At 50.1% G+C, this 17,837-nt stretch carries 12 protein-coding genes; 10 read left to right on the forward strand and 2 right to left on the reverse strand.

What is annotated here, in order from left to right; genetic code table 11:
- Positions 1-9: 9 nt before the first annotated feature.
- From ICC18_RS00895 to ICC18_RS00915, 5 genes are all read left to right on the forward strand, one after another.
- Positions 10-1,368, forward strand: coding sequence for a four-carbon acid sugar kinase family protein (locus ICC18_RS00895; RefSeq protein WP_188172501.1), 1,359 nt, complete (start codon positions 10-12; stop codon positions 1,366-1,368).
- Between the two features lie 46 nt (positions 1,369-1,414).
- Entirely contained in the window at positions 1,415-3,337 is a 1,923-nt protein-coding gene (locus tag ICC18_RS00900; RefSeq protein WP_223192235.1) for an ABC transporter ATP-binding protein, read from the forward strand.
- A 19-nt stretch (positions 3,338-3,356) separates the two neighbouring features.
- The gene (locus tag ICC18_RS00905; RefSeq protein ID WP_188172502.1) at positions 3,357-5,525 is read left to right on the forward strand and encodes a COG1470 family protein; all 2,169 of its coding nucleotides are present in this window, start codon (positions 3,357-3,359) and stop codon (positions 5,523-5,525) included.
- Positions 5,526-6,039: 514 nt separating this feature from the next.
- A complete protein-coding gene (locus ICC18_RS00910) occupies positions 6,040-8,739 on the forward strand; it encodes a glycoside hydrolase family 78 protein (protein WP_188172503.1) in 2,700 nt (899 codons plus the stop codon).
- A gap of 52 nt (positions 8,740-8,791) precedes the next feature.
- Positions 8,792-10,090, forward strand: a complete 1,299-nt coding sequence (locus ICC18_RS00915; protein WP_188172504.1) for a Gfo/Idh/MocA family protein — start codon at positions 8,792-8,794, stop codon at positions 10,088-10,090.
- Between the two features lie 534 nt (positions 10,091-10,624).
- On the opposite strand, the gene ICC18_RS00920 is transcribed toward ICC18_RS00915, so the two are convergent.
- On the reverse strand, positions 10,625-11,767 hold the full coding sequence (locus ICC18_RS00920; protein ID WP_188172505.1) for a sensor histidine kinase: 1,143 nt from the start codon (positions 11,765-11,767) through the stop codon (positions 10,625-10,627).
- The gene (locus ICC18_RS00925; RefSeq protein WP_188172506.1) at positions 11,764-12,450 is read right to left on the reverse strand and encodes a response regulator transcription factor; all 687 of its coding nucleotides are present in this window, start codon (positions 12,448-12,450) and stop codon (positions 11,764-11,766) included. Before ICC18_RS00925 ends, ICC18_RS00920 begins: the two co-directional genes overlap by 4 nt.
- 229 nt (positions 12,451-12,679) lie before the next feature.
- Between ICC18_RS00925 and ICC18_RS00930 the strand changes: the two genes are divergently transcribed.
- The 5 genes from ICC18_RS00930 (at position 12,680) to ICC18_RS00950 (ending at position 17,746) form a co-directional block, all read left to right on the forward strand.
- The gene (locus ICC18_RS00930; RefSeq protein ID WP_312029479.1) at positions 12,680-12,856 is read left to right on the forward strand and encodes a heavy-metal-associated domain-containing protein; all 177 of its coding nucleotides are present in this window, start codon (positions 12,680-12,682) and stop codon (positions 12,854-12,856) included.
- A 107-nt stretch (positions 12,857-12,963) separates the two neighbouring features.
- On the forward strand, positions 12,964-13,410 hold the full coding sequence (locus ICC18_RS00935) for a DUF6220 domain-containing protein (protein WP_188172507.1): 447 nt from the start codon (positions 12,964-12,966) through the stop codon (positions 13,408-13,410).
- Positions 13,411-13,767: 357 nt separating this feature from the next.
- Positions 13,768-14,070: a DUF6223 family protein gene (locus ICC18_RS00940; RefSeq protein WP_188172508.1), complete on the forward strand. Its 303-nt coding sequence runs from the start codon at positions 13,768-13,770 to the stop codon at positions 14,068-14,070.
- A gap of 330 nt (positions 14,071-14,400) precedes the next feature.
- Positions 14,401-16,200 (forward strand): sensor histidine kinase, encoded by a 1,800-nt coding sequence (locus ICC18_RS00945; protein ID WP_188172509.1) that lies wholly within the window; start codon positions 14,401-14,403, stop codon positions 16,198-16,200.
- Complete coding sequence (locus tag ICC18_RS00950) at positions 16,193-17,746, forward strand: response regulator transcription factor (protein WP_188172510.1); 1,554 nt, start codon at positions 16,193-16,195, stop codon at positions 17,744-17,746. The genes ICC18_RS00945 and ICC18_RS00950 overlap by 8 nt, the downstream gene beginning before the upstream one ends.
- Positions 17,747-17,837: the final 91 nt, after the last annotated feature.

A 17,837-nucleotide genomic window follows, 5' to 3' on the forward strand; every position in this document is an offset into this window, starting at 1 on the left:
AGATAGCGAATGCGGATCTGTTATTACGGGGATGATTTCACCGGTTCCACGGATGCGCTTGAGGCGCTGACGACCGGCGGTCTTCGCGTTATTTTGTTTATGGACATCCCTGACATGGCATTGTGGAAGGAGAAATTCGCCGGTTACGATGGCTTCGGCGTGGCCGGAGTGAGCCGGACGATGAGTCCGGAGGACATGGAGCGGGCGCTTCGCCCCGTTCTAACTGCACTTCGGACTTTCAAGGCGCCGATCACGCACTACAAAATATGTTCCACTTTCGATTCATCACCGGAAACCGGCAGCATCGGGAAAGTGATCGAGATCGGACGGGAGGTGTTCCCGGAACAGCGCTTTACGCCACTTTTGGCAGGTTCGCCAATTTTAAAGCGTTATACGGTGTTCGGGAACCATTTTACAGCGGAGGGTACGGATACCGTTCGTCTGGATCGGCATCCGAATATGAGGAAGCACCCGGTTACGCCGATGAATGAAGCGGATCTCCGGGTTCATTTGGCTGAGCAGACATCCTGCTCGATCGGCCTCATGAATGTCCTGGACCTGGAGCAGAACGGAACGATGCTGGAGTGGCGGTTTAACGAGAGGCTTGACAACGAGCCGGATATATTGTTGTTTGATGTGCTGACGGATGACCATCTGACCAAAATCGGGGGTTTGCTTGAGCAGGAAAGCGATAAAGCGCCGTTGTTCGTGGTCGGCTCATCCGGCGTGGAATACGCGTTTGTCTCCCACTGGCGGCGGAGCGGTTTGCTGCCCGAGGCGTCGTCGACCCCCCGCATGCAAGCGGAGCCCACAGATCGGGTGCTCGTCGTATCCGGCAGTTGTTCACCGGCGACCGAAGCTCAGATCGAATGGGCATTAGCGCACGGTTATGCGGGCATTCGCGTACCTGCGTCCATTTTCTTCGAGGATGCAACGGATACGACGCTGCCCTCTCTTCTGCAGGAGGCTGACCGCATGCTGCAAGCCGGCAAGAACGTCATTTTGTACACCGCGCTTGGACCGCATGACGAGTCCATTGAGCAGACACAGAACCGGCTGCGAACACGCGGGCTCAGCTTGGCGGCAAGCGGTGAGCTGATCGGCGGGCGATTGGGCGAGATGGCGAGAGAGCTGGTGCTGTCCGCAGGACTCAAGCGGGTTATTTTCGCCGGAGGAGATACATCGGGCTTTGCCGTAAAGAGGCTGAATCTGTACGCCTTAGAAATGATTGCGCCTATCGTTTCCGGCGGACCTCTATGTCGTGCATATTCGAATGATGAACGTATTGACGGGCTCCAAGTCGTCTTGAAAGGCGGGCAAGTCGGACCGCCGGATTTTTTCGATCGGGTGCGAAGGGGAATATCGTGACGGCCGGGCAACTGGATGACATCCATTGTCGGAAAGAAGGTTTCATATGCGCAAGGATACAAGTTCCCAACTCATACGGCGTTATTTTAAGTTTTTAAAGCCATACCGCTTCATGATCATGACGATTGTCGCGCTTGGCATCCTGCAATTCGCCGTTCCTTTGACTGTCCCCTGGATGACGAAGATCCTGATCGACGAAGTGCTTCCGCTTAAAGGCGGTTCATGGACGTTGCCCAAGGTGATCGCGGTTTTGGCGGGAGTTTACGTTTTTGGAACGATAATGAATTATGTGCGTCATTGGGTCATGGCCAAAATGGGGAATTCGATGGTCATCGATATCCGTTTTCAATTATATGAACATATGCAAAAGCTGTCTCAACGGTTTTACGATAGCCGTCAGGTCGGGAGTATCGTATCCCGAATCCTGAACGATGTGAACGGCGCACAAAATTTGGTCGGAGCCGGGGTTATCAATCTGGTGATCGACCTTTTTCTCGTGCTGTTCGCCGGATTTATGCTTTTTCATATGGAATGGAAGCTGGCCTTGCTGTCTTTATGGCTTCTTCCCGTTTATTATTTAACGTTTACGAACGTCAATGTGTACATTCGTTATGCGTGGCGTTCCGTGCATCGGCAGATGGAGCGAATGTCCGGCGTGCTCGTGGAACGTATTGCCGGTATGAAGGTTGTGCAGGCGTTTAACCGGGAACGAATGGAGCTGAACCGCTTCAAGAAGCAGGCCTCGGCCCATTATGCGTATGCGATGACCGCTCAATTTTTATCGAACACGCTGGGCCGAATCAGTCAAACTTTTCAGGATTTCGGCGGATTGATCATTTGGTTCGCAGGCGGGACTATGGTTATCAGGGGCAAAATGACGGCAGGCGAGCTGATCGCGTTCCAAGCCTATTTATCCCAGCTGTACGGTCCCATTCAGCGTTTTTCCGATGTCAATGTCACGATCCAAAATTCACTCGCCAACGTGGAAAGAATTTTTGAAGTGTTCGATATAGAACCGGAAATCCGGAATAAAGACAATCCGATACCGCTGAAGGCTTGTAGAGGCGAGATCCAATTCGATCAAGTCGGATTTGATTATGTCATCGAAAGGCCGGAAAAACAGCAAGCCGAAATGGAACAGAGAAATAAAGATCTGGTGGAGCGTCAAAGACCTGCCAAACGGTTTTATTGGATTCCGCCGAAAATGAGACCCGATCCGCCGCAAATGGTGCTGGAGACCAGGGAGGTTCTTAAAGGGATCAGCTTCCATGCCAGGAGCGGTGATGTCATTGCGCTTGTCGGCCCTAGCGGGGCTGGGAAATCCACGATCATTAATTTGCTTCTTCGATTTTATGATCCGGATGAAGGAGCCGTTTTGTTAGACGGGGTGGATTTGCGAAATTATGATTTACATGACTTGCGCAGTCATATTGCCCTTGTGCTGCAGGATAATATCCTATTCTCAGGAACCGTCTATGAGAATATCGCTTACGGCAATCCCAAAGCGGAACGGGATCAAATCATTGCTGCGGCGGTAGCAGCCAACGCTCATGAGTTCATTGAAGAGTGGGAGCTTGGCTACGATACGGTGATTGGAGAACGCGGCGTGCGGCTCTCAGGCGGACAAAAACAACGAATTGCGATCGCCAGAGCGCTGCTCAAAAGTCCTCGAATTTTGATTTTAGATGAGGCCACATCGGCATTGGATGCGGAATCCGAACATTTAGTCACGCAAGCGCTGGAACGTTTGATGGAAGGCCGTACGACGTTCGTTATCGCACACCGCCTGGCGACTGTCGTTCGAGCCGATCAAATCCTCGTCATTGACCGGGGGCGAATTGTCGAGCGCGGCAAACACCAGGTGCTGCTCGCACAAAAAGGGCTATATCGCGAATTGTACGAAAAGCAGCTAAAGGCAATGAGACCGGAAGAATTGCTCGGCTTAGATACGCTCCGGCATCAAGCATAATTTTGAAAGGAAGCTGCCTATGACCAGAAATCGTAAACGTTCTCTCATCGTCCTGACTGTCGCTTTGGTTATCCTGATGAGTTCGGCTATGCCAGCAGCTGTGGTTGCAGACAGCGCAGGCAATGCCGAGACAACAGCGGCGATAGGCCGTGTTCATCTAAACGATAGCGCTTATGTCGAGATCAACCGTTTGAGCCTGCTGTCGGATGCTAACGGCAATGTCGTAACCTTTACTTTGAGCATCACGAACAATGGCGCAAAGAGCCTATCGTTAATCGATTATTGGGTGCGCCTGCTGGGTAAGAACGGTGACCCGTTCACTGCGAAAATAATGCCCCAAGACAAAGACAAAACGAGGATTGCTGCGGGTTCCACGCAAGAGCTGTCGTACTACGCTATTGTTAATGAAGCGACATCATTACATGATTTGAAGTTTAGTCTGATGAAGTGGGACTTCTCGCTCGACAATTTCGAGCGTATGCTCGGTGAAATAACGGTACCTGACGATTTTACCCAAGTAACCCCGGCAGGACGCGCGCATACGGTTAAGTTTTCGGGCAGCACCATGAATCTGGCAGTGGCGAGTTTCACACTCGGCAAAAATGAAAAGAACAGCTTGCCGAACGTCACTTTGAAGCTGAAAAATGTCGGCAACCACAGCATAACGGTGCCGGCTTACCGGTTTGCCGTTCGTACGCCGGAAGGGTATACGTATCCGCTGACAGCCAAAGGGGTAAAAGATCTTGTCGTCAATTCGCAGGAGACGAAGGAGATTACACTCACCGGCACCGTACCGGCATCGGTATCGACCGAAGGCTGGCAGCTCGTCGTTACGCAGTACTTGGCCGATCTGTCGCTCAATATGCCGGTCGCTTGCTTGGAGCTGCCTCATGTCATGAAGCAGGACGGGAAAGGTGCAGGAGTGGAAGTGGAATTTACGGACGAGAACGGCATGTACACGGCGAAGTTGAACGGCATGTATCGGCTGCCCTGGGAGGACCAGGACATCTTGACCGCCGACTTGTCGCTGGCGAACAAAGGATCGGACTCGCTGCCGATCCCGGACATGACCGGTTACTTTCTGCTCGACGGAACCGTGAAAGTAGATGCCAAGGTCATCACTCCGGCCAAAGTGCTGGGACTTGCGAACGGCAGCTCCGTCGGCCTGCAGATGGCGGCCAAAGTTCCGTATACGTATGAGTTCTCGAAGCTCAAACTCGTTTTGCAGGAGAAAACGTCCGATCAGAAAACAGTAGACGTCCTCGACTTCGAGACGCCGGCTGATATGTTGAAAGTGCCGATCATCGACCCGTCGTCTTCGTTTGAGCTCACCGATTCGGGTTACCGCTCCAAGTTTTCGATCCAGAGCGTCAAGACTTATCAAGGCCAATCGACGGATCAGTATACGGCGCAGGTGCTCATCGAGAACCAGGAGAAGCGATTCACTAGTCCGGTGAAGCTGGTTGCCAGCTTTCGCGCAGCAGGCGGTACCGTCTACCCGGCCAACGTATTGGACGTGAAAGAGAAGGTGGGCCCCGGAGGGAAGGCCCAGATCATCGTCACCAGCGTCATTCCGAAGGGTGTCGATACGAGCGGGATGAATTTGCTGCTTGGCGAGGCGGTAGCATCCGACGGCAAGTTGGTTTTGGGAGAAGCGTCGGATTCCGATGACGACTCGGATGCGGATGATGCTTCGTCCAGCGCGGACATGTACGTAAAGCCATTCGCGTTTTGGCTGCCGCAAGAAAAGAAAGACGTGAAGACTCCGCTGAAGGGAATTTCGCTTGCGCCTTACACGCTTTCCATCGATCATTTTGGCACCACGCTGAATGAAAAGGAGTTATCGTTGAAGTTCAACTACGAGATCGTGAAGGACGCTAGCACGCGCGTAAGCACCGAAGGGCGTAAGATCGTCTTTCAGATCAACGACAATAACGGGGTGAGGGCCATCGAGTGGTCCGCAGATTTGAGCAGCTTCGAGCCTCGATCTAATGAGACGCCGGAGACGCCGCAGTCGAAGTTGAAAGTCGGCAAGCATAATGGCTTCAAAATCAGCTTGCAAAACGGGGATTTGCTCTACAAGCTGTCATTTCTTAAGTCGTATGACTTTAACATTTACGAGGAGTTTCAAGGTCACCGCCGTTTGGTGGGAACGATGAAAAACGACTGGTTCGTCAACTCGGACTGATCGCCTCGGTAAAAAAGGGGAGGCTTTAGCCATTTTATGGCTTTGAGCCTCCCTTATAATTACAATCGATCCAATCTCCAGCTAGAGTCCGAAATCACCCACTTGTTTTGAAACGACGTCAAATAAACGATTTCTAGTCCGATTTTGCCAACTTGGAGCGGTAAATTTGCTCATACGGCGATTCAAAATCCTCTGGAGGTGTGCAAAATCGGACTATATAGAAAAAAGAACAAAATATCCTTTTCTAAGCGGGTGAAACCGAATTGCGAATGTTCAAAGCTAAGCCTCATCTCAAAATAGGAGATGTTTCTCATGCGATCGCTGCATCAAGGCAGCTCAACGACTCTATAGGTTATTTATTTCATTTACTCAATTAACCAGGAATCCGGGATCACAATATGCCTAAGGTTAATGATTTTGCCCTATAAACTGTTACCGATCCCCCCATAACTGCGGGGATAACTCCTTCTATAATACAAATTATTAAGATTTTTTAATTTACGGAGGTAGAGTTGTGAGTCTAACAATTGCTGACTGTTTAACGGAATATGCGAGTAACCCGCTTGGGATCGATGTGAGACGGCCGCGCTTGTTCTGGAAGCTGGAATCGAGAAGACGGTCGGCCGTTCAGGCCATGTATCAAGTGCTGGTCGCTTCGTCTCGGGAACGGCTCGACCGGGAAGAAGCGGATATGTGGGATAGTGGAAAAACTGCATCCGATCAATCAACTCACATTGAATATGCAGGGGAGACTCTGCGCTCCGGGGAAACCTATTACTGGAAAGTCCGCGTCTGGGACGACCTCGGAGTAGCGTCGGACTGGAGTGAGCCCGCCTTCTGGTCGATGGGGCTGCTGTCACGCGCAGATTGGAAGGCGAAATGGATCGGGCGCAAGGCTGAGCCCGAGGTTGAGCTGCAGCCGCCCCCTTATTTGCGCAAAAGCTTCCGAATCGTGAAACCCGTGCGCCGTGCTATCGTTTACGCAACCGCGCTTGGTTTGTACGATCTTCGGCTTAACGGCCAAAGGATCGGGGCGCTCTTCGCGCCCGGCTGGACCGATTACGACACACGCGTACAAGTGCAGGCTTATGATGTTACGGACGAATTGACAGTCGGCGAAAACGTCTTCGGCGTCATCCTGGGCGACGGCTGGTTTGCGGGAACAGTCGGTTTCCTAGGGAATCATGTGTATGGGGAACGGCCTTTTTTGCTGCTGCAGGCGAAAATCGAATATGATGACGGCACGAGCGAGCTCATCGGATCGGATTCGTCATGGCGGACTGCCAAAGGACCGATCCTATATTCCGACCTGATTAAAGGCGAGACGTATGATGCCCGCCTGGAGCTGTCCGGCTGGGATCGTGCCGGTTATACGGCTGCCGGCACTTGGGAGACGCCGGACGTTCGCTCGGGCTACAACGGCTTGCTCGTCGGAACTGCGGAGCCTCCGGTTCGCATTATGCAAACGCGGAAGCCTGTCTCAATTCGCCGCACGGAAACGGGCACATACATTTATGATATGGGGCAGAACATGGTCGGTTGGACAGAATTGAAGGTACAGGGACCTCAGGGGGTCAAGGTGACCGTCAGCCATGCTGAGATGTTGAATCCTGACGGCAGTTTATATTTGGACAACTTGCGGGAGGCGGTGCAGCAGGACCATTATATGTTGAAGGGTGACGGGGAAGAGCGATACGAACCGCATTTTACATTTCACGGCTTCCGATATGTGGAGCTGATCGGTTATCCCGGCGAACCGGATTTGGAGTCGATCATAGGCAAAGTGGTACATTCCGATATGCCGGAGACCGGGCGGCTTGAGACGAATGATCCGATGGTGAATCGACTTTATGCCAACATTACGTGGGGGCAGCGGGGCAACTTCCTCTCCGTGCCTACGGACTGCCCTCAACGCGACGAGCGGCTTGGCTGGACCGGGGACGCGCAAATTTTTGCCCGAACGGCGGCGTACAACATGAACGTGTCGCGCTTCTTCACCAAATACATCCAGGATATGGTCGACAGCCAACAGCCGTCGGGGGCATTCGCCGATGTGGCGCCGGACGCAGGCTGGATCCGGCACAAAATGTGGAATACGAACCTGAACTGGTTCGCTCCTGACAATGCAGGTTGGGGCGACGCGGGCGTTATCATCCCATGGACCTTGTATTTGATGTACGGTGACATCCGCATCCTGGAATCCAATTATAAAGCGATGGCAAGTTGGGTGGAATACCTTCGGGACAACAGCGAAGATTTCGTACGGCCGGATTATGCCAACTATGGCGACTGGCTGTCGATCGATGCGGACACGCCGAAAGAAGTGCTGGCAACAGCATATTTTGCCTACAGCGCAAAGTTGTTGGCAAGGATCGCCGGTGTAATTGGGCGGAAGCCTGATCTGATCCGTTATGAAGCGATGTTCGCATCGATTGCCAAAGCGTTTCGGGATACGTTTGTGGATGGAGACGGACGCATTCGCGGGGAAACACAGGCCGTGTATGTCCTCGCGCTGCAGTTCGGCTTGTTGACGGAGGAACAAAACAAACAGGCCGCCGAGCATCTGAGCGCAGACATCCGCGCGCGCGGAGACCGTTTATCGACGGGCTTCCTTGGCGTCGGATATTTGCTGCCTGCTTTAACGGATCATCACAAGTTGGATGTTGCCTATACGCTGCTTACGCAGGAGGACTTCCCTTCCTGGATGTATTCGATCAAGCATGGAGCAACAACCATTTGGGAACGTTGGGACGGCTGGACGGATCATAACGGGTTCCAGACGCCTTCAATGAATTCTTTTAACCATTACTCCCTGGGATCAGTCGGAGAATGGATGTTCCGTTATATGGCCGGCATCGAGGCAGACCCAGCCGAACCAGGATTTAAGCATACGATTATCCGGCCGAGACCGGGGGGACGTTTGAAATGGGTGAAGGCAGCCTATGATTCTTTGTACGGACGTATTGAAGTGGCATGGAGCGTATCCGAGCAAAAGACATTCCGGCTTGAGGTGACGATTCCCGTTAATACGACGGCTACCGTCTATGTGCCGGGCAGCGTGTCCGCCATCGATGGCACAAGAATCGAAGCGGGAGTCGGGGCCGTAGAGGGTTGTCGCTTGCTTGATTTAACGGCAGGGGAGAGTCGCCTCAAGCTAGGCTCGGGACGTTACACCTTTGAAAGCGATCTGATTACGCTGGAGGCTTCAGTTTGAAGCCGTTCTTCAAATGATTCGAGTATCTATCTCCATGAAAAGGGTGAAACGCATGACTTCCAAGAAGAAGTACGTGTTAGTCGGAGCCGGCGGTCGGGCGCGGTTCTTTTATTCCGCCATGGCGACCGACTTTCGCGAAACAACGGAGCTGCTGGCGTTATGCGACGTCAACCAGACCCGGATGGATTACGCGAAGCGGCTGCTGGGACAAAAATACGATTATCCTGCGGTGCGTACCTATAAAGCGGATGATTTCAACCGAATGATCGAAAACGAGAAGCCGGATGCCGTTATCGTAACCAGCATTGACCGCACGCATCATACCTACATCATTCGTGCCATGGAGCTGGGCTGCGATGTGATTACGGAGAAGCCGATGACGATTGACGAGGACAAATGCCGGCAAATCCTTAATACGGTTGAGAGGACGGGACGCAGCTTGCGCGTCACATTCAACTACCGCTACGCGCCTCACCATTCGAAAGTCCGCGAGTTGATCGAAGGAGATGCCATTGGCCAGGTTCACTCTGTTCACTTCGAATGGCTCTTAAACACGAAGCACGGCGCCGATTATTTCCGGCGCTGGCACCGCGACAAGCGGAACAGCGGAGGACTGCTCGTGCACAAATCGACGCATCACTTCGATCTCGTCAGCTTCTGGATCGGCTCCGAACCGGACACTGTTTTCGCCTTTGGCGATTTGCTTTTCTATGGCCGGGAAAATGCGGAAAAACGCGGCGTCGTCCGGTTCTACGACAGGGCGACGGGCAATCCGCTGGCGGAGAACGATCCCTTCGCGCTCCATTTGGACCGGAACGGGCGGTTGAAAGCGATGTATTTGGACGCTGAACACGAGGACGGCTACCATCGCGATCAAAATGTTTTCGGCGACGGCATCAGCATTGAGGATACTATGGGGGTGCTTGTCCGCTATAAGAGCAAGGCTATTTTGACATATTCGCTCAATGCCTATTCCCCTTGGGAAGGCTATCGCATAGCATTCAACGGGAGCAAAGGAAGGCTGGAGATGACAATTGTCGAGCAGTCGTATGTTAATTCGGGTGGAGACAAAGCGCTGGAAGGAGCGGTAAAAAATAAAGAGATCCGTATGTTTCCCATGTTCGGGAAGCCGTACGAGGTCGAAGTGGAGAGCGGCATTGGCGGTCACGGCGGAGGCGATCCGGTTCTGTTGCGCGACTTATTCGGCGAGCCGGCGGATGACCGGTTCAACAGAGCGGCAGATCACATAGACGGAGCCCGTTCGATCCTTGTCGGTATAGCGGCGAACCGTGCCATCCGGACGGGACAGCCGGTGAAAGTCGCTGATTTGTTAAATTTTAATGTTGTTTAGAGTTTATTAACGATCTGCATCGACATCGTGGACCTCGAGGGCACTAATAATTTGGATTCATGATATGTAAGGAAGATGGAGGAATGAGTCATGTGGCTGCGGCTGCATGACTCTTTTTGGCGTTGTAGGGCAAGGGATTTCCTTTGTTCCATAATTGTAATAGTGAATGCAAGGGCTGCAACGTCAACAGGTAACAACATTATTGAAGGGAATAAACATTATACTACGGAAAAACAAGTATCTGAAATCGTTAAGAATTAACCGATTCCTTCTATGCCGGCCGCTCTAACGAGTTCGAAGAATTTGGTGGCGCTTACCGTGTATCGTCTTCATCATCTTGCAACCGGAGATATCACAACTGGACAGAAGAAGAGTACACCACACTGGTGATCAGATGGCAACCAAGTAATGTATCAATCAGTCCGGATCAGCGGTCTAGGACGTATAGTCCTTAGACTGTTGCTAATGTGGCTGCAGCAATATTAAGGTAACCGAATCGCTCCTGCATGTTTTTGCGCCGGGGTTATCAACTATTTAAATATCATTGCCTATAGGCAGATAAACGGTAAATATAGTACCTTCATCAGGCTGACTCGCAACGCGGATGAAACCGCCGTGGGCTCTTACAAAATGATGGACGATGGATAATCCGAGCCCAGTACCGCCTGTATGCCGCGAGCGCGCTTCGTCTACGCGGTAAAATCGATCGAATAGGTGGGGCAGCTCTTCCGCCGGTATGCCGATGCCGGTATCGATCACCGAGATACGTGCAAAGAGCGCATTCCGATCAACGACCCGGTCTTCGATTTCAACCGTAATCTTCCCTCCACGTGTCGTGTAGTGAATCGCATTGGTCAGCAAATTAAAGAAAACCTGCGTGATCCGTCTCGCATCGGCCATCACGGTAACCGGCCTCGAAATCGTATAAAGGCGAATGTCCAATCCGTTTTCTTCCGCTTCGTATTTCACGTCGTCCACAATTCGTTCTAGGTGAACCGTCAAATCGAGCGGTTTGCGATCAAGCGACAATAGGCCTGCTTCGGCGAGCGACAAGACATGAAGATCATCTACAAGCTGGCTCATTCGGATCGCTTCATCATGAATCCGAAGCAGCATTTCCGGCGGGACATGGTAGCCGGCCTGCTGATAATTTTCCAGTTTAAGCTGCATAACGGACAGCGGCGTGCGAAGCTCGTGAGCGACATCAGCCACCAATCGTCTGCGGGCTTCTTCGGCTTCACGGAGGCGAAACGTCATATCATTGAACGTTTGGGCGACTTTCCCATACTCATCTTTCGTTTCTACAGGTACTTTGACGTTCAGGTCGCCCTGCGCCACGCGCTCTATGGCGGCTATAAGCTTTTTGAGCGGGAGGGCCAGCACCCCCGATATCCAATAACTGAAGAGTAACCCGATCACTATAAAAAAGAACAAGCGCACGCCCTGCGTGACTTGAAGAAGTTTGCTCAGCCTCATATTGTCAAGGAAATATGCTTTAAAGATCGCGATTTGCTCTTCGGGCGTGGCACTCAAATAGTTGTCATCGATTCGTTCCCTTTGAAATTGATCGATCAAGCTGCCTGTGTAGACTTTCGTTGTAATGGAGAAAGTGATACCTACAATGAGCACCAGCAGTCCCATATAGGCAAATATTTTCATCCGGACCGTCATCTTCATGAACGTTCTCCGAATCGGTAACCGAAACCATATACCGTTTGAATATAACGGGGATTGGCCGGATCATCTCCCAGCTTGCGGCGAAGGTTCCGGATATGGGAATCCATCGTTCTCTCGTATCCCATGTACTCATCCTCCAACGCTGCCTTTAACAATTGCAAACGGCTGAAGACGATACCGGGACGAGCTGCCAGCGTGAACAGAATTTTAAATTCGGTAGGAGTCAATAGGATTTCCTGACCGTCTTTGAATACCTGACATTTAGCTTCGGAAATGATCAAGTTGTCTCTTTCCAGGAACATCTGCCTGTCTTCAGGTCCGCGTAGGCGGCGAAATAAAGCCCGGATCCGCGAAGCGAGCTCGCGCAAGCTGAACGGCTTCGTTAAATAATCATCCGCGCCGATTTCCAGACCGACGATTTTATCCGATTCATCAGATCGGGCCGTAACCATAATAATGCCGCAATGCGAGGTTTGCCTTAATTCGCGGCATACGTCGATTCCGCTTTTCCCGGGAAGCATCCAATCAAGCACGACGAGATCAGGCCGTTCAGACCCGGCAATGATGAGCGCTTCCTTGCCGGTACAGGCGGTCAATACCCGGAACCCTTCACGTTGCAAATAGGTCTGCATCTCCTCCAGCATGCCCGGTTCGTCCTCCACAAGCAACAATTTCGGTTCCATTCCCATCCCATCTTCCATTTTAGTCTGCTTCTATTCGAGATCTAAATCTTACCGAAATTATACCGCGATTTGGCACGTTCTTAAAGAAGTGCACGGAAAGAGAGGAAGATCTGCATAAGTTCTCGACATTTGTTGTGTAAACTGGCTGTGAAAGGAGAGAAATAGCCGCGAAGATCAAAAAGAACAATTCATCTGGAGGATCGGATTCAGGGAGACGTAATTTTTGAAAGTGGAAGGAATGAACTGCGGAATGTGTGCGATGTCGATTGAGAGAGCGCTCTTTGAACTCGGCGCTAAGGGGGCGGTGGATTTATCCGGCAATTCCGTAACAATTGAGTATAACGGAAGCACGATAGCGCTAGATCAAATTAATGAAGCTATCGAAGACCTCGGATATAAAGTGTAGAGTAGCGCAATGTAAAGTTGAAATAGAGATACGGAACAACTAAGTCATTTATATAGAAAAAAGTCTTGCATATAAAAAAGATTTTTATCGAAAGCGAGGATTCAAAGATGAGTAACCTATCCTTAAACCGCGGTGAACCTAAAGTCGGGGATCGCGCGGTGGAAGCATCCAATCTATCTCCGCTCGTAGTTGGAGCGCGTTTGGTCTTTAAAGCAATAGCATGGATATTTGCGATTTGCATTTTGATCCAGGTGTTTCTTGCCGGTCTCGCACTGTTTTGGAATTCGGCCCAATGGGCCAGCCATGCAGGCTTTTCCAGACTGCTAATCATTGTTCCGATCCTGATGCTCGTCGTTACTTTCGTCGCTCGGCTGCCGCTTTCTCTTCGATTGCGTAGTGCAGGTTTGATCGGCATCATCATTTTGATAGTGGTCAGTGCAAAATTACCGTCTGGGATTGGATATTTATCCGCTCTTCATCCGGTACTTGCTTTCATGTTACTAGGGGCAACGATATCAATAGCAAGGAAGACTCAAGCCCTCGCGAAAGCATAATTAGGAACCCGCAGAGCAGGGCTTCCTTATTGAAGCCGAGTAATCTTCAATAGGAATGGAGGGAAATGATGCCTCCTACTATATTCGATTATATGCTTTTATTTTTATTCCTGATCATTAATGGAGTATCGCTTAACTTTGTTGTAAATGTGGATGTAAGAAGAACGCAAATGTTTCGAACTAAAATCATTGCACTATATGGAATAACGGGCATTGTCATTCTCTTGATTTTTGTACAGCGTTTGTAATCTAACATATCTCATTTGCATCTAACCATCAATTAGAAGAACAAGAAGTGATTGCTATAAGCTGATATATATACAGTTTGCAAAAACAACAAAGAGGAGTAATTAACAAATGAAAATGAAGCTAGTTTCATTCGTAATACTATGTACACTTCTACTTATGCCAACTATTGCCTCTGCTGAAGTGACCAACGGTAATATTGGATACGGATTAACCCCCGGGCGACTCAGGACCATCGTGGCCGCGGTGGTGGGGTTGATCGGCATAGTCCTAGCTGGGCTGCATCTGGTCAACACCACCGGTGGTTTCGGTACCGGCAACGGGCGAGCCGGGGCTATCGTGGCCATAGTGGTGGGGCTGATCGGTTTGGTCCTCGCTGGGCTATCTCTGGCCCGCTCCCGCCGCGCCGGCTGAACCGGCCATGGTGCCCTATATTGTGGCTCCTGTCCTTCCTGGGCGTGTTCCGTGGGAGCAGGGGCCCGGCTATGATTTTGAGAAAAAGTTTGAGGCAAATGAGATAGTCATGGGAAACGGCGGAAAGCAAATACTGATCGATGATCCTGCGGGATATCATTCCAAAAAAAAGGAATAAACGAGTCGTCCAGACGGTCAGCTACCTGCCGCACTTTTAAGCAACTGCGTGAGCCTTGAAGAGCTTACGCAGTTTTTTTGCGCGGATTAGCGATTTTACTGTTATAATGTCGGATAAGGGATTGTCCCAACTCTGACAAACGGGGGAATGAGATGCCGATTTGGTTGCGAGACCTGGTAGGAGTCAACAGGAGTTTTAGGATCAAACTGATTCTCAGCTTGTCCGGCATTATTTTGCTGGCTTTCGGAATAACCGGCTATTTCACCTATCAATATAACTTGAAGCTGTTTGAAGATGAAATCAGCAAGCAGTTTTCACGGACAAACGAAGAAACGATGGCTAAGATGGAGTTAAAAGTACAGGAAATTGTGCGCATCTCGCAATTGATTGTCTTTAATCCGCAAATTGAGAAGATGATCAGTCAAATCAATACGAATGAAGATGCCGATTCTTTTAATTTGTACTTTGATAAAAGGCAGATCGAAGAGCAAATCATGCAAATCAAATTCGATGCACCCTACGTTACGGGGATGTATTTGTATGACTTGAACGGAAACCCTTCTTATTTCAGTTACACGAGTTCGTCTATTAATGAACTGGACGACGAGACGTTTACTCGCATTCGATCTAAACTGGGTGACACTTCCGGGAATCTGGTCTGGATGAACATGGAATTGCCAAGCTCCCTTGAATCGAGCGGATTCAGAAAATCGATTGTGGTGTCCCGCTTGATGAAAAACAGTTCTTTGAATACGTACGGCATGCTGGTCATGACGATGGACGAATCCTTTTTTTCCAACTCTGTCAAGGAGCTTACAAAGGACGGCACGGGCAAGGTTTATTTGTTCAATCAGATGAAGGAATTGCTGTACAGCAACTCGCCAAGTGATTCAAGGGAAGCTCTTAACCTGTTGAGGGATCTTCAGCATACGCAGGTGATGGGCAGACATCTCTTTGTCCAAAGTGAATCGAGTGCCGTCTCCTTTAAGCTGGTTAGCGGAACATCGATCGAAGAGATTGACAAGAAGAACCGGGACCTGTCTCAGCGAATTTTATTTTCCGGCTTTATCAGTGTGCTTGTGACGAGTGGTTTGATCGTGCTGTCTACGGGGAATCTGCTGAGACCGCTTAAGGAACTGCTGCAAGGACTGCGCAAGGTGAGAGCCGGGGATTTCGATACCCGAATCAAGGTTCGTACGAAGGATGAGCTGGCTTACATCGGTGAAAGCTTCAATGCCATGGCGGAACACGTCGGACGGCTGATCAAGGAAGTATACATGACGCAGCTCAGCGAAAGGGAGGCTGAACTTAAGGCACTGCAGGCTCAGTTAAATCCCCATTTTCTGCATAATATGTTTAACGAGATTTATTGGAAGCTTTATTTAAATGATGAGAAAGAGACGGCATCCTTAATCGCGGCGATATCGGAAATGCTGAAGTACTCTTTAATGCCTGTACGAACTCTAACCACAGTAGGGGAAGAATTCCAACAAATCCGTAACTATGTCAAGGTACAAAGTGAACTGTTTGAATCCGATTTGGAAACGATCATCCAGGTGGAGGAAGAGGTGGCGAACTGCAAAATGATGCGCTCCATTCTACAGCCGCTGGTTGAAAACGTCTTTATACATGCCTTCCGTAATAAAGTGTCCCACAAGGTATTGCTCATAAAAGCAAGGAAGGCAGGAGATTTCCTGGAAATCGAAGTGATGGATAATGGCTGCGGTATGGATCAGCAGACCATCTCTAAGCTGCTTGGGCGCGAAGGGGCTTCCCGGCAGCGGACGGATGGTCGTGAAAGCCTTGGCGTGCAAAGTGTATTAAGGAGAATTGAGCTTGTTTATGGAGAGCCCTACCGGCTTGAAATGATTAGTGTCGTAGATAGCGGAACAACGATGCGTCTAATACTGCCGTATTCGACCATTGAGACAGGAGAGCTGAAGCATGCTTAACGGCAAGGTGTTAATTGTGGAAGACCAGTCGAATTTCCGCCGGGGACTGGTGAAGATGATTGAGAGCGGCGGACTGGGATGGACCGTTGCGGGCGAGGCCAGCAATGGGCAGGATGCGCTGGCGCTGCTGGATCAGGTGAAGCCTGATCTGGTGCTGACCGATATCCGCATGCCGATCATGGACGGAATCGAGTTTGTCGGGCATTTGCGGCAGAGCTATCCGGATTTGCTTGTGATCATTTTGACCGGGTACAAGAACTTCGAGTATGCGCAAGCGGCAGTGCGGCATGGAGCGCTCGATCTTTTAATCAAACCCTGCACGGAGCAGGATGTCCGGCAGGTTCTGAACAAAGCGTCTGAGTGCTTCTACGAAAGATATACGCAGCAGCAAAAAGAGTTTGTACAGCAGAGACTGGGGCAGGATCAGGCCCTTCGTGCGTTTTTGCTGGATTTGCCCCATACTTCACGCTTCACGCCCGGTTTGAATGAATTACTTTCCGGCAGTGAATTATGGTTGCTGCAATGTAACCATGATGATTTCGTGAAGCCGGACTATCAGAAAAGCGACAGGAGCCTGCTGCAGTTCGCACTGTCCAACATCGTCGAAGAGCTAATGAAAAGCTCGGGGGTAGATGCCCGGCTTATTCTCGTTGAGCACGATCGCTTTGTATTGGTCACAGAACACAATGGCGTCGGGGAAAGCTTGAGAGAAGAGATTCGAAGCGCTTCCTTACAATTTTTAAAAATTCGCTTAAAGATGATTCTAATGGGGACGGCTCAGTCTGCTGAACATTTGACGCAATTATATAAAAACACCGATGGGATCGTTAAAGGCGCTGCCGACAATAAGCTTGCAGGTGAAAAAGAATCTATGCCAGGCATGTTGCTGTCGCTGAATCAAGCCAAGGTGAAAGAAATGGAAGTTCAGCTGATGTCCGCTATTTTGATGGGCCAGTCGATCGGTCTCCAGCAGCTTTTGGATCAGATGCTTACGGAACTGTCAGGCAAACCTTCAGATGAGATGAAAATTGGGGCGCTGGCACTTTCCATTGCTTTGCAAAAATTAATGCAGAAGGAATTCGATCCGGATGGAACCGAGCCTTTGGCGAGAATCCCCGGTGAATTGCCGCAAAGCTATTGGACTTCAGAAGAAGTTATCGGATGGCTAAGTAAACAAGTAAAGAATTTTATACTTCTTTTTAACAATTGGCAGGCCTCCAAAAGTGATAATGTGATCGAAAAAGCGGCTCAATATATCGAGGAGCATTATCACGAAGCATGCAGATTGACGGACGTAGCGGCACATGTTCATCTGAATCCGAGCTACTTCAGCGCATCATTTAAGAAGGCTACAGGGGAAAGCTTCACTTCCTATGTAACCCGTTTCCGTATCGAGAAAGCAGCTTTGCTGCTGAGGAATACCGATATGAAAATATTCGAGATCGCCGGAGCGGTCGGGTTCGACGAACCGAATTATTTTACAAATGTATTCAAGCAGCGTTATCAAATGTCGCCGAAGGAGTACAGAAATTGCGACAAGGTATAGTTTATAGATCGGATACCCAATGAATTTATAGATTATTCTATAAATTTTTAAGGGTTTTTTTTATCTAAACTTTTAATATAAGGGTATACAA

This window comes from Paenibacillus sedimenti, assembly GCF_014534655.1.
In the GTDB taxonomy this organism is placed as follows: domain Bacteria; phylum Bacillota; class Bacilli; order Paenibacillales; family NBRC-103111; genus Paenibacillus_E; species Paenibacillus_E sedimenti.

What these genes read in the sequence shown, in the direction of transcription:
- ICC18_RS00925 (WP_188172506.1), bottom strand. Translation starts at nt 12,450, where the DNA reads ATGGAACCGAAATTGTTGCTTGTGGAGGACGAACCGGGCATGCTGGAG.
- ICC18_RS00895 (WP_188172501.1), top strand. Translation starts at nt 10, where the DNA reads ATGCGGATCTGTTATTACGGGGATGATTTCACCGGTTCCACGGATGCG.
- ICC18_RS00935 (WP_188172507.1), top strand. Translation starts at nt 12,964, where the DNA reads ATGAGTAACCTATCCTTAAACCGCGGTGAACCTAAAGTCGGGGATCGC.
- ICC18_RS00940 (WP_188172508.1), top strand. Translation starts at nt 13,768, where the DNA reads ATGAAAATGAAGCTAGTTTCATTCGTAATACTATGTACACTTCTACTT.
- ICC18_RS00920 (WP_188172505.1), bottom strand. Translation starts at nt 11,767, where the DNA reads ATGAAGATGACGGTCCGGATGAAAATATTTGCCTATATGGGACTGCTG.
- ICC18_RS00945 (WP_188172509.1), top strand. Translation starts at nt 14,401, where the DNA reads ATGCCGATTTGGTTGCGAGACCTGGTAGGAGTCAACAGGAGTTTTAGG.
- ICC18_RS00905 (WP_188172502.1), top strand. Translation starts at nt 3,357, where the DNA reads ATGACCAGAAATCGTAAACGTTCTCTCATCGTCCTGACTGTCGCTTTG.
- ICC18_RS00900 (WP_223192235.1), top strand. Translation starts at nt 1,415, where the DNA reads ATGCGCAAGGATACAAGTTCCCAACTCATACGGCGTTATTTTAAGTTT.
- ICC18_RS00950 (WP_188172510.1), top strand. Translation starts at nt 16,193, where the DNA reads ATGCTTAACGGCAAGGTGTTAATTGTGGAAGACCAGTCGAATTTCCGC.
- ICC18_RS00915 (WP_188172504.1), top strand. Translation starts at nt 8,792, where the DNA reads ATGACTTCCAAGAAGAAGTACGTGTTAGTCGGAGCCGGCGGTCGGGCG.